10 protein-coding genes and 4 tRNA genes are annotated in these 12,788 nt (G+C 70.7%); 9 read left to right on the top strand and 5 right to left on the bottom strand.

Annotation, left to right across the window (positions count from 1 at the left end):
* Positions 1 to 100: 100 nt before the first annotated feature.
* Entirely contained in the window at positions 101 to 619 is a 519-nt protein-coding gene (locus QHG49_RS18530; protein WP_159702829.1) for a hypothetical protein, read from the bottom strand.
* A gap of 157 nt (positions 620 to 776) precedes the next feature.
* A complete protein-coding gene (locus QHG49_RS18525; protein WP_037650716.1) occupies positions 777 to 1,127 on the bottom strand; it encodes a metallopeptidase family protein in 351 nt (116 codons plus the stop codon).
* An 83-nt stretch (positions 1,128 to 1,210) separates the two neighbouring features.
* Here QHG49_RS18525 and QHG49_RS18520 point away from each other — a divergent pair, with 83 nt between their 5' ends.
* The 5 genes from QHG49_RS18520 (at position 1,211) to QHG49_RS18500 (ending at position 3,575) form a co-directional block, all read left to right on the top strand.
* Positions 1,211 to 2,779: a metallophosphoesterase gene (locus tag QHG49_RS18520; RefSeq protein WP_159702832.1), complete on the top strand. Its 1,569-nt coding sequence runs from the start codon at positions 1,211 to 1,213 to the stop codon at positions 2,777 to 2,779.
* Between the two features lie 80 nt (positions 2,780 to 2,859).
* Positions 2,860 to 2,932 (top strand) — tRNA-Glu (locus QHG49_RS18515).
* Positions 2,933 to 2,971: 39 nt separating this feature from the next.
* Positions 2,972 to 3,046 (top strand) — tRNA-Asp (locus QHG49_RS18510).
* A gap of 24 nt (positions 3,047 to 3,070) precedes the next feature.
* Positions 3,071 to 3,147, top strand: a tRNA-Phe gene (locus tag QHG49_RS18505).
* Positions 3,148 to 3,215: 68 nt separating this feature from the next.
* Positions 3,216 to 3,575 carry a hypothetical protein gene (locus QHG49_RS18500; RefSeq protein ID WP_244320304.1) on the top strand — a complete coding sequence of 120 codons (360 nt, stop codon included), beginning with the start codon at positions 3,216 to 3,218 and terminating at the stop codon, positions 3,573 to 3,575.
* Between the two features lie 40 nt (positions 3,576 to 3,615).
* Here QHG49_RS18500 and QHG49_RS18495 read toward each other — a convergent pair whose 3' ends face one another.
* Complete coding sequence (locus QHG49_RS18495; protein ID WP_201300606.1) at positions 3,616 to 4,656, bottom strand: ABC transporter permease; 1,041 nt, start codon at positions 4,654 to 4,656, stop codon at positions 3,616 to 3,618.
* 129 nt (positions 4,657 to 4,785) lie between these two features.
* Between QHG49_RS18495 and hrpA the strand changes: the two genes are divergently transcribed.
* The 3 genes from hrpA to QHG49_RS18480 all read left to right on the top strand — a co-directional run bounded on the left by hrpA (position 4,786) and on the right by QHG49_RS18480 (position 9,307).
* Complete coding sequence (gene hrpA, locus QHG49_RS18490) at positions 4,786 to 8,730, top strand: ATP-dependent RNA helicase HrpA (RefSeq protein WP_301490391.1); 3,945 nt, start codon at positions 4,786 to 4,788, stop codon at positions 8,728 to 8,730.
* Positions 8,731 to 8,827: 97 nt separating this feature from the next.
* Positions 8,828 to 8,902 (top strand) — tRNA-Asp (locus QHG49_RS18485).
* 252 nt (positions 8,903 to 9,154) lie between these two features.
* Positions 9,155 to 9,307 (top strand): DUF6274 family protein, encoded by a 153-nt coding sequence (locus QHG49_RS18480; protein ID WP_167532357.1) that lies wholly within the window; start codon positions 9,155 to 9,157, stop codon positions 9,305 to 9,307.
* A gap of 442 nt (positions 9,308 to 9,749) precedes the next feature.
* Here QHG49_RS18480 and bldC read toward each other — a convergent pair whose 3' ends face one another.
* Entirely contained in the window at positions 9,750 to 9,956 is a 207-nt protein-coding gene (gene bldC, locus QHG49_RS18475) for a developmental transcriptional regulator BldC (RefSeq protein WP_003949541.1), read from the bottom strand.
* A 554-nt stretch (positions 9,957 to 10,510) separates the two neighbouring features.
* The gene (locus QHG49_RS18470; protein ID WP_301490387.1) at positions 10,511 to 11,353 is read right to left on the bottom strand and encodes a hypothetical protein; all 843 of its coding nucleotides are present in this window, start codon (positions 11,351 to 11,353) and stop codon (positions 10,511 to 10,513) included.
* 196 nt (positions 11,354 to 11,549) lie between these two features.
* On the opposite strand from QHG49_RS18470, the gene QHG49_RS18465 reads away from it, so the two are divergent.
* Positions 11,550 to 12,653 carry a Glu/Leu/Phe/Val dehydrogenase dimerization domain-containing protein gene (locus QHG49_RS18465; protein ID WP_145488542.1) on the top strand — a complete coding sequence of 368 codons (1,104 nt, stop codon included), beginning with the start codon at positions 11,550 to 11,552 and terminating at the stop codon, positions 12,651 to 12,653.
* Positions 12,654 to 12,788 lie beyond the last annotated feature (135 nt).

Below are 12,788 nucleotides of genomic sequence, written 5' to 3'. Positions count from 1 at the left end.
CTGCAGTGGCGCCGGGCAAATGGGATCAAACGATCTACCACCATACGCACCCTCCACCCCTCAAGGCAAACCGATGGGCCGCTCCGGAGGGTGCGTCCGGTCACATCGGGACACCCGCCGCGGGTGCCGGCTCCCGTTGCACCAGCTGGGGGCCCGGGTCCTCGTGCGCCGAGGAGGAGGGTTCGGCCGACGGGGGCGCGGTGTCGGGCGGTGGCGGGGTGGTCGCCGGGGGCGGGGGCGGGGCGGTGGTGGGCCCCGGGGTCGGCTGCTGCGCGGGCGGGGCCGGCGGGGCCCCGGGGGTCTTGCGGGGCTTCGCGGGGTCGGCGGAGGCGCTGTCCGCGCCGGACGCGTCGGCCGGGGACGCCGGGGCCGACTCCCCCGGCTTCCGCTTGCCGCCGTGCCCGTGCTTGCCGTCGCGGCCGGACGCGCCGTGACCGGGGACCGCCAGGCTGTCCACCGCGGGCCCGGCGCCCGCCGCCGCTCCGGCGCCGCCGTGCCGCCCCGCGGAATGGGAGGGCGGGGTCCGGCCGGCGGCGTCACCCACGTTCACACAGCCGGTGGCGGCGGAGACGGCCAGTGCCGTGACGACCAGACGTACGGGTACGGGCAAGGGGCGCACGGCGGCCACCTCCGGGGGCGGGGAACGGGTCAACCTGTCCAACTCCCGTCGCCCGCAGGAGGACACGCGCCGCGTACGCATCAAGCCACGCGGCCCGTACGGCTCCTACGGCCGCGCCCGCGTCCCTCGCGGCCCCCGCGGCCGCGCTGACGTCCCGTCACCCGTAGCCGAGCGCGTGCAGCCGGGCGTCGTCGATGCCGAAGTGGTGGGCGATCTCGTGCACCACGGTCACCTCGGTCTCCGCCACGACGTCCTCGCGCGTGTCGCACATCCGCAGCGTCGGCCCCCGGTAGACCGTGATCCGGTCCGGCAGCACCCCGGCGTACCACTCGCCCCGCTCGGTCAGCGGGGTGCCCTCGTACAGCCCGAGCAGATCGGGATCGGCGGCGGGCGGTTCGTCCTCCACGAACACCGCCACGTTGTCCATGAGCCGGGTCAGCTCCGGCGGGATCCGGTCGAGCGCCTCGGCGACCAGTTCCTCGAACTCCTCGCGCGTCATCTCCAGCACAGGGCCATTGTCGGGCACGCGAGGGCGGTACGGGAGCGGCGGACCTCCGCATATCCCCGTCCGCATATGGGCATAGGGGATCAATGGTCCGCGTCCCCGTCGCCGTCCTGAACCGCATGCCGAACCGCGTCACAGCCCTCTTCCGCCCCCGCCCCCGCCCGCTCCCCGAACTGGAACCCGCCGCCCGCCCCCGGCCGTGGCTCGGCGCGCTGGGCCTCACCGCGGTCGTGCTGGTCGGCGCCTGGCTGGGGCTGCTGGTCGTCGGCAATGTGCGCACGCCGGTCGGCCCGATGAACACCACGATGGCGCTGCGCCCCTCGCTGACCGGCGGCACCAGGATCAATGTGTCCCCGCTGGGCGCGCTCACCCTGGACAGCCATGTCGCGCCGGTCCGCCTGGACGTCAACGTCGACCAGCTGGACCCGCTGCGCTCCCAGGAACTGGTGGACCACCCGGACCGGATCTCCGGCCTCCAGGAGGAGGTGGTCCACGACGTGGAGCACGGCACCTTCGACCTCGCCGTGCGCTCCGGCGTCGCCGTGGTGGCCGGCGCGGGCGCCCTCGGGTTCGCCGTCTACCGGCGCCCGGGCCGCGCGGTCGCGGCCGGGGGACTCGCCCTCGCGCTGCTGGCCGCCTCGGGCGTCTCCGCGTACGCCACCTGGAACCCCAAGTCGGTCCTGGAGCCGAGGTTCTCCGGGCTGCTGTCCTCCGCCCCCTCGGTGATCGGCAACGCGCGCAGCATCGTCAGCGACTTCGACGTCTACCAGCAGGAGTTGGCCCGCCTGGTGACGAACGTGACCAAGCTGTACGACGTCACGTCCACGCTGCCGGCCTATCAGCCGGACCCCTCCACCATCCGGGTCCTGCACGTCTCGGACATCCATCTGAACCCGGCGAGCTGGAAGATCATCGCCTCGCTGGTGAAGCAGTACAAGGTGAACGTGATCGTGGACTCCGGCGACACGATGGACCACGGCACGGCGGCGGAGAACGGCTTCCTGGACCCGATCGCCGGGCTGGGCGTGCCGTACGTCTGGGTGCGCGGCAACCACGACTCCCGGACCACCCAGCGCTATCTGGAGCGCATGAGGAACGTCCATGTGCTGGACGACGGGCACGCGCGGACGGTGGGCGGGCTGCGCTTCGCGGGCATCGGCGATCCGCAGTTCACCCCGGACCGCGCGGTGGTGCCGGGCGGTGACGCCGCCGAGCGGCTGGCGGGCGACCGGCTGGACAGCGCGCTGCGCTCCCAGCGGGCGGCGGGGACGCCGGTGGACGTGGCGATCGCGCACGAGCCGGTGGCGGCGCGGGAGACGGACGGGGAGGTGCCGCTGGTGCTGTGCGGGCATCTGCACCACGAGGGGGACGAGAAGCTGCCGTACGGGACGCGGCTGCGGATGGAGGGCTCGACCGGGGGCAGCGGGCTGCGCGCGGTGGAGGGGAAGTACCCGGCGCCGATCGAGGCGTCGGTGCTGTACTTCGACCGCGACAGCCATCGGCTCCAGGCGTGGGACGCGATCGAGCTGGGCGGCCTCGGGCTGACGACGGCCGAGGTCAGCCGCCATCTGGCGGACGACAACCGGCCCGGCGCGACACCCCCGCCGACCGCTCCTCCGCCCTCCGGGAACGGGGGTTCCTCCCGCCGCCCGTAAACCGTTTTGGCGATCCCCCTCGCCATCCCATATGCTTCTCACGTCCCCGACGCGCTGAGAAGCGCCCAGGCGGGCCGATAGCCCTCATCGTCTAGCGGCCTAGGACGCCGCCCTTTCAAGGCGGTAGCACGGGTTCGAATCCCGTTGGGGGCACGCAAGACCGTGTGCGACACTGTTGCACACAAACAGCTTGGTCCTGTGGAGCAGTTTGGAGTGCTCGCCACCCTGTCAAGGTGGAGGCCGCGGGTTCAAATCCCGTCAGGACCGCTGAGGTTTCACGTGAAACCTCGTGGCTGGGTAGCTCAGTTGGTACGAGCGATCGCCTGAAAAGCGATAGGTCGCCGGTTCGACCCCGGCCCCAGCCACCACCCGAAGGCCCCGTTCGACGAACGGGGCCTTCGTCGTTTGGCAGCGTCACGCCAGGTCGGGGGGACCAATGAGCGGCACCGAGATCGAGCTCGAGAAGGACAAGGCGAAGTTCGGCCTGCTGGCGGTGGTGGTCAGCAATATCGCGATCGTCGCCGTGGCGGTCGTCGGGGTCTGGAGGCTGAAGGGCGACACCTCGGTGATCGTCGGCATCCTCACCGCCGCCTTCACCGCGGTCAGCAGCATGACCACCGCCTATCTGGGCATCAAGGCCGTGTCCAACACCGCGCGGTCCATGACCCTGGCCGGCGGACCGGCCCAGCAGCAGCCCGCCCCGGCGCCCACGGCCCCTGCGGCTCCCTCGGTCCCCGCGGCCCCCATCGGCGCCGACGCGATCCCCGCCCCCGCGTCGCCCGCCCCGGCCGCCTAGGCTCCGGCCTCCTCCGCACCGGCCTCCCGGGCTCCGGCTCCTAGGCTCCGGCCTCCGAGGCGCCGACCTCCTGGGCCGGGCCCGTCGAACGGCCGCCCGGGTGGCGGTGGCGCCAGATCAGGAAGATCGCGCAGGCGAGGACGGACCAGCCGGCCAGCACCAGGAACGGGAAGGCGTGCTGGTCGCCCCGGAAGTACACCGCGGTGTGCTGGGCGTTCACCGAGGCGCCCGGCGGCAGCCAGCGGCCGATCGTGCCGAGCGCGGACGGCAGCAGGGGCCAGGAGACGGCACCGCCGGACGAGGGGTTGCCGAGCAGCACCATCAGGCCCCAGGTCGGCAGCATGGCCCAGCGCCCGAACATCGTGTTGAACATCGTGAAGACCATGCCGGACGTGAACATCGTCAGGGCGAGGATCAGCCAGGACTCCACGAACGGCAGCCGCAGCGCGCCCAGCCACCAGTCCACCACCGCCGCGATCGTGAACCCGCCGAGCAGGGCGTAGCCGACGGTGAAGGCGATGCGCTCCAGCGGGTTCAGCGCCTTCGCGTGCACACTGAGCTGGATCGCGCCGATGAAGCCGATCACCACGGCGGCGAGGGAGATGTAGAAGATCGCCAGCCCCCGCGGGTCGCCCTTCTGGAGCGGCTTGAGGTCGTGCAGCGCGACGGACGTCCCGGTCGCCCGGCCCACGCTCGCCGCGGCCTCCCCGATGACCTGCGCGACGGTCGCCCCGGAGGCGCTGGATACGTCCATCCGGACCGGGCCGCCGCCCGTGGGCGCGCCGACCACCGCGAAGACGCGCTGCTGGTTCACGGCGCGTACGGCGGCGGCCCGGTCCGGGTACGGGCGCAGCTTCAGGGAGGCCGACAGGGCGTGCTCCATGCCCGCGATGAAGGCGCGGGCCGGTGGCCGGTCGTAGGGGCCGGTGACCGCGGCGGGGATGCTGCGCGGGGTCGGGTCCGCCATGGCGTAGGTGTAGGAGCCCGCGAAGAGGCCGGCGGCGGCGGAGATGAGGAGGAGCAGGACGGTGGCGGGGAGGAAGGGGGACCGCTTGAACGTCGTCCAGCGCGAATCGGACATACGCGAATCGGACATAGGGGAACTTTGGCATCTCGTCGTGGGGGGTGCCCGTCGATCGCCGGGCGCGGCCCCGCACCGGCGTCAAATCGGTCGACCGGCTTTCGGCCGAGGTGAGATCCTGGATCGCGTATGTCTACGCATCCAGCCCCCGCCCTCGGCTCCCTCGCCGCCCGTCTGACCGAGTTGTCGCTGCGTGACGCGCACCGGCTCGGACGGCGGCTCGAGGGCGCGCGCAAGATCCGTAAGCCCGAGGCCCGTGACGCCGTACTCGCCGAGATCGAGGGCGAGCTCGACAAGGCAGCGGGCCGGATGGCCGAACGGCACGCCCGCGTGCCGGCCGTCACCTACCCCGAACAGCTGCCCGTCAGCCAGAAGAAGGACGAGATCGCGGCCGCCATCCGCGATCACCAGGTCGTCATCGTCGCCGGTGAGACCGGTTCCGGGAAGACGACGCAGATCCCCAAGATCTGTCTCGAACTGGGCCGCGGTGTGCGCGGCATGATCGGGCACACCCAGCCCCGCCGGATCGCCGCCCGCACCGTCGCCGAGCGCGTGGCCGAGGAGCTGCGCACCCCGCTCGGCGAGGCCGTCGGCTGGAAGGTGCGCTTCACCGACCAGGTGAACCCGGACGCCACCTTCGTGAAGCTGATGACGGACGGCATCCTGCTCGCCGAGATCCAGACCGACCGCGAGCTGCGCGCCTACGACACGATCATCATCGACGAGGCCCACGAGCGGTCCCTCAACATCGACTTCCTGCTCGGCTACCTCGCCCAGCTGCTGCCCAAGCGGCCGGACCTCAAGGTCGTCATCACCTCGGCGACCATCGACCCCGAGCGCTTCTCCCGGCACTTCGGGGACGCCCCGATCATCGAGGTCAGCGGGCGGACGTACCCCGTGGAGGTGCGCTACCGGCCGCTCCTCGAAGCGGAGTCCGAGGACGCCGACCGCGACCAGATCACCGCGATCTGCGACGCGGTCGAGGAGCTCCAGGCCGAGGGCAAGGGCGACATCCTCGTCTTCCTCTCCGGTGAGCGGGAGATCCGCGACACGGCGGACGCGCTGGAGAAGAAGAAGTACAGATTCACCGAGATCCTGCCCCTGTACGCCCGGCTGTCGCACGCCGAGCAGCACCGGGTCTTCCAGCAGCACACCGGGCGCCGGATCGTGCTGGCCACGAACGTCGCCGAGACCTCGCTGACCGTCCCGGGCATCAAGTACGTCATCGACCCCGGCTTCGCCCGGATCAGCCGCTACAGCCACCGCACCAAGGTCCAGCGGCTGCCCATCGAACCCGTCTCGCAGGCCAGCGCCAACCAGCGCAAGGGCCGCTGCGGCCGTACCTCCGACGGCATCTGCATCCGGCTGTACAGCGAGGACGACTTCCTCGCCCGGCCGGAGTTCACCGACGCGGAGATCCTGCGCACCAACCTGGCCTCCGTCATCCTCCAGATGACCGCGGCCGGCCTCGGCGACATCGAGAAGTTCCCCTTCATCGACCCGCCGGACCACCGCAACATCCGCGACGGCGTGCAGCTGCTCCAGGAACTGGGCGCGATCGACCCCGGCGAGAAGGACCCGCGCAAGCGGCTCACCGACACCGGCCGCAAGCTGGCCCAGCTGCCCGTGGACCCGCGGCTGGCCCGGATGGTGCTGGAGGCGGACCGCAACGGCTGTGTCCGCGAGGTCATGGTCATCGCGGCCGCGCTGTCCATCCAGGACCCGCGCGAACGCCCCGCCGACAAGCAGGCGCAGGCCGACCAGCAGCACGCCCGCTTCAAGGACGAGACCAGCGACTTCCTCGCCTACCTCAACCTGTGGCGGTACGTGCGCGAGCAGCAGAAGGAGCGCGGCTCCAGCTCGTTCAGGCGGATGTGCAAGCAGGAGTACCTGAACTTCCTGCGCATCCGCGAGTGGCAGGACATCTACACCCAGCTGCGGACCGTGGCCAAGCAGATGGGCATCCACCTCGCCGAGGAGGACGCCCCGGCCGACCGCGTGCACGTCTCCCTGCTCGCCGGCCTCCTCTCCCACGTCGGGATGAAGGACGTACGCGAGGGCAGCAAGAACGAGTATCTGGGCGCCCGCAGCGCCAAGTTCGCGATCTTCCCGGGCTCGGCGCTGTTCAAGAAGCAGCCCAAGTTCGTGATGTCGGCCGAGCTGGTGGAGACCAGCCGGCTGTGGGCGCGGGTCAACGCGAAGATCGAGCCCGAGTGGGTCGAGCCGATCGCCGGGCATCTGCTGAAGCGCACGTACAGCGAACCGCACTGGGAGAAGGACCAGGCGGCCGTGATGGCGTACGAGAAGGTCACGCTGTACGGCGTGCCGATCGTCGCCCAGCGCAAGGTGAACTACGGCCGGATCGACCCCGAGGTCTCCCGCGAGCTGTTCATCCGCAACGCGCTGGTGGAGGGCGACTGGCGCACCCACCACAAGTTCTACGCCGACAACCGCAAGCTCCTCAGCGAGGTCGAGGAGCTGGAGCACCGGGCGCGGCGCCGGGACATCGTGGTGGACGACGAGACGCTGTTCGACTTCTACGACCAGCGGGTGCCCGAACACGTCGTCTCCGGCGCGCACTTCGACTCCTGGTGGAAGCGCAAGCGGCACGAGCAGCCGGATTTCCTGGACTTCGAGCGGGAGATGCTCATCCGGGAGTCCGCGGAGGCGGTCACCAAGGCCGACTACCCGGACAGCTGGCGGCAGGGCGCCCTGAAGTTCCGGGTCACCTACCAGTTCGAGCCGGGCGCGGACGCGGACGGTGTGACCGTGCACATCCCGCTCCAGGTCCTCAACCAGGTCACCGACGAGGGCTTCGACTGGCAGATCCCGGGCCTGCGGGAAGAGGTCGTCACCGAGCTGATCCGGTCCCTGCCCAAGCCGATCCGGCGCAACTACGTGCCCGCGCCGAACTACGCCAAGGCGTTCCTGGAGCGGGCGGTGCCCCTCCAGGAGCCGCTGACCGTGACGATGGCGCGCGAGCTCAAGCGCATGGTCGGGGTGCCGTTCGAGGCGGAGGACTTCGACTGGGCCAAGGTGCCCGAGCATCTGCGGATCACCTTCCGGATCGTCGACGAGCGGCGCCGGAAGCTGGCCGAGGACAAGGACCTGGAGGCGCTGAAGCTCCGGCTGAAGCCGAAGGCGCGCGAGGCGCTCTCCCAGGCCGCGGCGGCGACCGCGTCCCGCGAGGGCGGCCCCGCGCTGGAGCGCCAGGGGCTGACCGACTGGACGATCGGCACGCTGAGCCGGGTCTTCGAGACGCGCCGGGCCGGACAGCCGGTGAAGGCGTACCCGGCACTGGTGGACGACGGCGACACGGTCTCCGTACGGCTCTTCGACACGGAGGCCGAGCAGGCGGAGGCCATGTGGAAGGGCACCCGGCGGCTGATCCTGCGCAACATCCCGGTGAACCCGGCCAAGTTCGCGTCGGAGAAGCTCTCGAACCAGCAGAAGCTCGGGCTGTCCGCGAATCCGCACGGGTCCGTCCAGGCCCTGTTCGACGACTGCGCGATGGCCGCCGCGGACAAGCTGATCGGGGACTTCGGGGGACCGGCGTGGGACGAGGAGTCGTACCGGAAGCTGTACGACAAGGTGCGCGCCGAGATCGTGGACACCACGGTGCGCACGGTCGGCCAGGTGCAGCAGGTACTGGCCGCGTGGAGCGCCTGTGAGCGGCGTCTGAAGGCCGTGCGCAGCCCCGCGCTGCTCGCGAACCTCACGGACGTCCGCGAGCAGCTGGACGCGCTGGTGAAGCCGGGCTTCGTCACCTGGGCGGGGATACGGCGGCTGCCCGATCTGATGCGGTACCTGGTGGCGGCGGACCGACGGCTCCAGCAGATGCCGGCGAACGTGCAGCGGGACACCACACGCATGGAGAAGGTCCATGAGATGCGGGACGAGTACGCCTGGCTGCTGGAGCAGCTTCCGCGGGGGCGGCCCGTTCCGCAGCAGGTCCTGGAGATCCGCTGGATGCTGGAGGAGCTGCGGGTCAGCTATTTCGCGCACGCGCTGGGCACGGCGTACCCCGTCTCCGACAAGCGGATCGTGAAGGCGATCGACGCGGCCGCGCCGTAACCGACCGCTCACAGGGGGTGAGTTCGACCAGGCGGCCTCACCTCCTGTACAGTCTCATCTCGCAGCACAAAGCAACAAGCCAAGTGCCGCGAAACCTGGTCCTGTGGAGCAGCTTGGAGTGCTCGCCACCCTGTCAAGGTGGAGGCCGCGGGTTCAAATCCCGTCAGGACCGCAGTATGAGTAAGGCCCGCATCCGTCACGGATCGCGGGCCTTACTCATACCCCCGCCCTGCCGAGCGGTTCGCCGACCCGCCGCGCGGACTCGGCCGGCCCGACCGCGCGGCGGCGCCACAACGGCCCCTGAGGCAACGAAACTCGGCAAACCCCACCAGAAGCCCACCCGGCTCCTTCTGGACGCTTCCGGACGCTTTCCTGCCGTCGCGCGGCCTTGACGGCGTCCGCTTCGGTCGGTACCCAGAAGGACATGGGGACTTCGGTCAGGCATGAGACGCGGGCGCTGCTCAGAGCACACCTCGCTGCCGCCTCGTCGTACCGGCATCTCACCCGGCACTGTCCGGTCTGCCACCGGCTGCTGCGGCTCGCGATGAGCGAGAACCGGCGGTCCCGTACGACATGACCGGCGCGGGCCCCAACTCCCGTTCACGCAGGGGACACTGGAACCGGTGATTCCACTAGCGCACCGATGCCCGGGGCAACAAGTGGCCCGGCATGTGACGGGTGTCACTGCATGAGTTTTCAGAACACCGCAACTTACACCCCTCCTACAACGGGTCAATTTAATATGTGCAATTGCACTCCATACCGGAGTGCGCCCTCAGCGCCCTCAGCGACCCCCCACCCCGCCCCCGACCAGCGCACAAAACAGATCGCGCTGGACCCGGCGGAGTCCAGCGCGATCGACGACGCACCCTGTGTCGCTTGCCTACAACGTTCTTTTCGGCCTGGGCGTGGGGCCTGTTGGGGCAGGTCCCGCGTCGCTTGAAGCTAGGGTTTCGGGCGCCTCGGCAGGTTGGGGGGCCTGCCGTTTCGCCCTGTATTCAGTTGTTCCGCCTGCTCGGTCAGGCCTCGCTGCGCTGCTGCGGGATGCCCGCGAGCAGAGCGCGGACCTCGGCCTCGCGGTAGCGGCGGTGCCCGCCGAGCGTGCGGATCGACGTGAGCTTGCCGGCCTTCGCCCACCGCGTGACCGTCTTGGGGTCGACGCGGAACATGGTGGCGACCTCAGCCGGGGTCAGCAGCGGCTCGGCATCAGGGGTGCGAGCGGTCATGAGCGGCCTCCTCGGGAGAACCGAACCTTCTCGGTTCTTTCCTCTAAATTCTGCACCTTGACCCGCGTTGCCCGAAATGGCGGACGCGAGTCGAGTCGGTTATAGGACGAACGGCTTGTCCTCGGCACTACAACTACACCATCTGTCCAGCCCGGTCGGCCAAACCGATGGAATTGCCCTCCCAGGTGTTCATCAGCGACGGAAGCCGATGGACCATGCCATAGCGGACAGTCACGCCACCGTGACGATCAGTCACAGGGCGATCAGGAGGCACCAGACCCCCCAAAGCGTGCAATGCAGAGATTCCGCCCATAGTGCACCACACTTGGACGGAAGGAGCCCTCCCCGGACTCCTTGTCCTATTTTGGCATGAGGAGGGGGAAGAGGCGCAAGGGCCCCGTACGTGCAGTCCATCACCTTTCGGGCGTCCTCGACGCAAACGCCCGGATCGGGGCCGACACCCCGTCAGTTGAGTGAAACGCGCTTGACCGTACGCCGTTGAGGACCGTCTCAGCTGTGGCGCGGGTCACGTTTTGGCGGTTTCTGTTTGAACGTCAGTTCGCCGAACGCCGGTCCCGCACCGCACGCCACCGCTCCACGAGCCGCGCGTACGCCTCCCCGGCCGCCGCCTCGTCGCCCTGGCGCAGCGCCTCGATGCCCTCGGCCACGTCCGCCGCCGAGTGGTCGTCCGCCAACTCGTCGGCCGGCAGCACATGCACCAGTCCGCCGTAGTCCAGCTCCACCAGCGACCTCGGATGGAACTCCTCCAGCCAGCGGCCGACGTCCAGCAGGCCGTCGATCAGCGGGCCTTCCGCCACGGTCTCCTTCAGGGTGCGCAGCGCCCGGGCCACCCGGCGCCGGGCCTGCACCATCGGCGTGCGGTAGCGCAGCACCGGGGGCGCCTCGGCGGTCGCCTTGTCGTACTGCCGTTCCTCGTCCGTGACCAGCACGAACCAGTTCACCGGCACCTGCCAGGTCGCCGTGCGGATCCAGGGGCGGGCGTCGGGGTTGCGGCCGAGCCAGCGCTCGTAGTCCAGGGCCGCCTGCCGGCGCACCACCGGCGGCAGCACCGCGTCCAGCACCGGCGGGGGCAGCTCCTCGCCGAGTTCCCCCAGCGCCTGCCAGCCGCGCAGCCGGGTCCGCCAGGGACACACGCAGACCACCCCGTCGACCTCCAGCACGAAGGCGTCGCCGCTCTCGTGCACCGGCACGGCGATGGGCGGGGTCGGCACCAAGTCGGCGAGCGAGCGCCGCAGTTCGTCCTGGTACGAGGGCCGGTCCGGGCGGCGGGCGTAGCGCGCCCAGTGGCCGCGCTCCGGCTCCGGGAAGGCGCCCAGCGGCTCGTACACGCGCAGGTAGGCGGCATAGGGGACGACCACGGAGGACACCTTCGGCACGCCTGCTCCCTCCCCATCGGACCCGGCTGGAAACACTGCGAATCGTGCCACGGCCAGGGGGGTGCGGTGAGCCCGTGCGAGTGATCCTGAACACTGCGCGGACGGTGCCCGCACGCAGGCTCTACGCTCATGCCACCAGCACCCGCCACCCGTACGGGAGCTGTCCCCACCCGCCGCTAACACAGGAGTCACCACAGTGACCGACGTATCCGGCGCGCCTGCTGATGTCCTGCACACCCTGTTCCACTCGGAGCAGGGCGGTCATGAGCAGGTCGTGCTCTGCCAGGACCGCGCCAGTGGCCTCAAGGCCGTGATCGCGCTCCACTCCACCGCTCTGGGCCCCGCCCTCGGCGGCACCCGCTTCTACCCGTACGCCACCGAGGCCGAGGCCGTCGCCGACGCGCTCAACCTCGCGCGCGGGATGTCGTACAAGAACGCCATGGCCGGCCTGGACCACGGCGGCGGCAAGGCCGTGATCATCGGCGACCCCGAGCGCGACAAGACCGAGGAACTCCTCCTCGCCTACGGCCGGATGGTCGCCTCCCTCGGCGGGCGCTACGTCACCGCCTGCGACGTCGGCACCTATGTGGCCGACATGGACGTGGTGGCCCGCGAGTGCCGCTGGACCACCGGCCGCTCCCCGGAGAACGGCGGCGCCGGCGACTCCTCGGTGCTGACCGCCTACGGCGTCTACCAGAGCATGCGCGCCAGCGCCCAGCACCTGTGGGGCGACCCCTCGCTGCGCGACCGCACGGTCGGTGTCGCCGGGGTCGGCAAGGTCGGCCACCACCTGGTGCGCCACCTGCTGGACGAGGGCGCGAAGGTCGTGATCACGGATGTCCGCCCGGACGCCGTCCGGCGGATCCTCGACGAGCACGAGGGCGTGACGGCGGTCGCCGACACCGACGCGCTGATCCGCCTGGAGGGCCTGGACGTCTACGCGCCCTGCGCGCTCGGCGGCGCCCTGAACGACGAGACCGTGCCGGTGCTCACCGCCGAGGTGGTGTGCGGCGCGGCCAACAACCAGCTCGCCCACCCGGGTGTGGAGAAGGACCTCGCCGACCGCGGGATCCTCTACGCGCCGGACTACGTGGTGAACGCGGGCGGGGTCATCCAGGTGGCCGACGAACTGCACGGCTTCGACTTCGAGCGGTGCAAGGCGAAGGCGACGCGGATCTTCGACACCACCCTGGCCATATTCGCACGTGCGAAGGAAGACGGGATCCCGCCGGCCGCGGCGGCCGACCGGATCGCCGAGCAGCGGATGGCCGAGGCGCGCGCGGGCCGCAGCGGGCGCTGAACCGACCGCGCGGAGGGCTCCGGACACCCGGCTTCGCACACATGAGCGGTACCCGCCGAGGGCAGCTTGGAGAGAACTCTCACTTCCATCGGCGGGTCGTTCCCCGATAAGTGGTTAAAATCGCCACTGACCAGC

It is taken from the genome of Streptomyces sp. WP-1, assembly GCF_030450125.1.
Classification (GTDB): domain Bacteria; phylum Actinomycetota; class Actinomycetes; order Streptomycetales; family Streptomycetaceae; genus Streptomyces; species Streptomyces incarnatus.
This window is presented reverse-complemented; position numbering and strand designations above follow the sequence as displayed.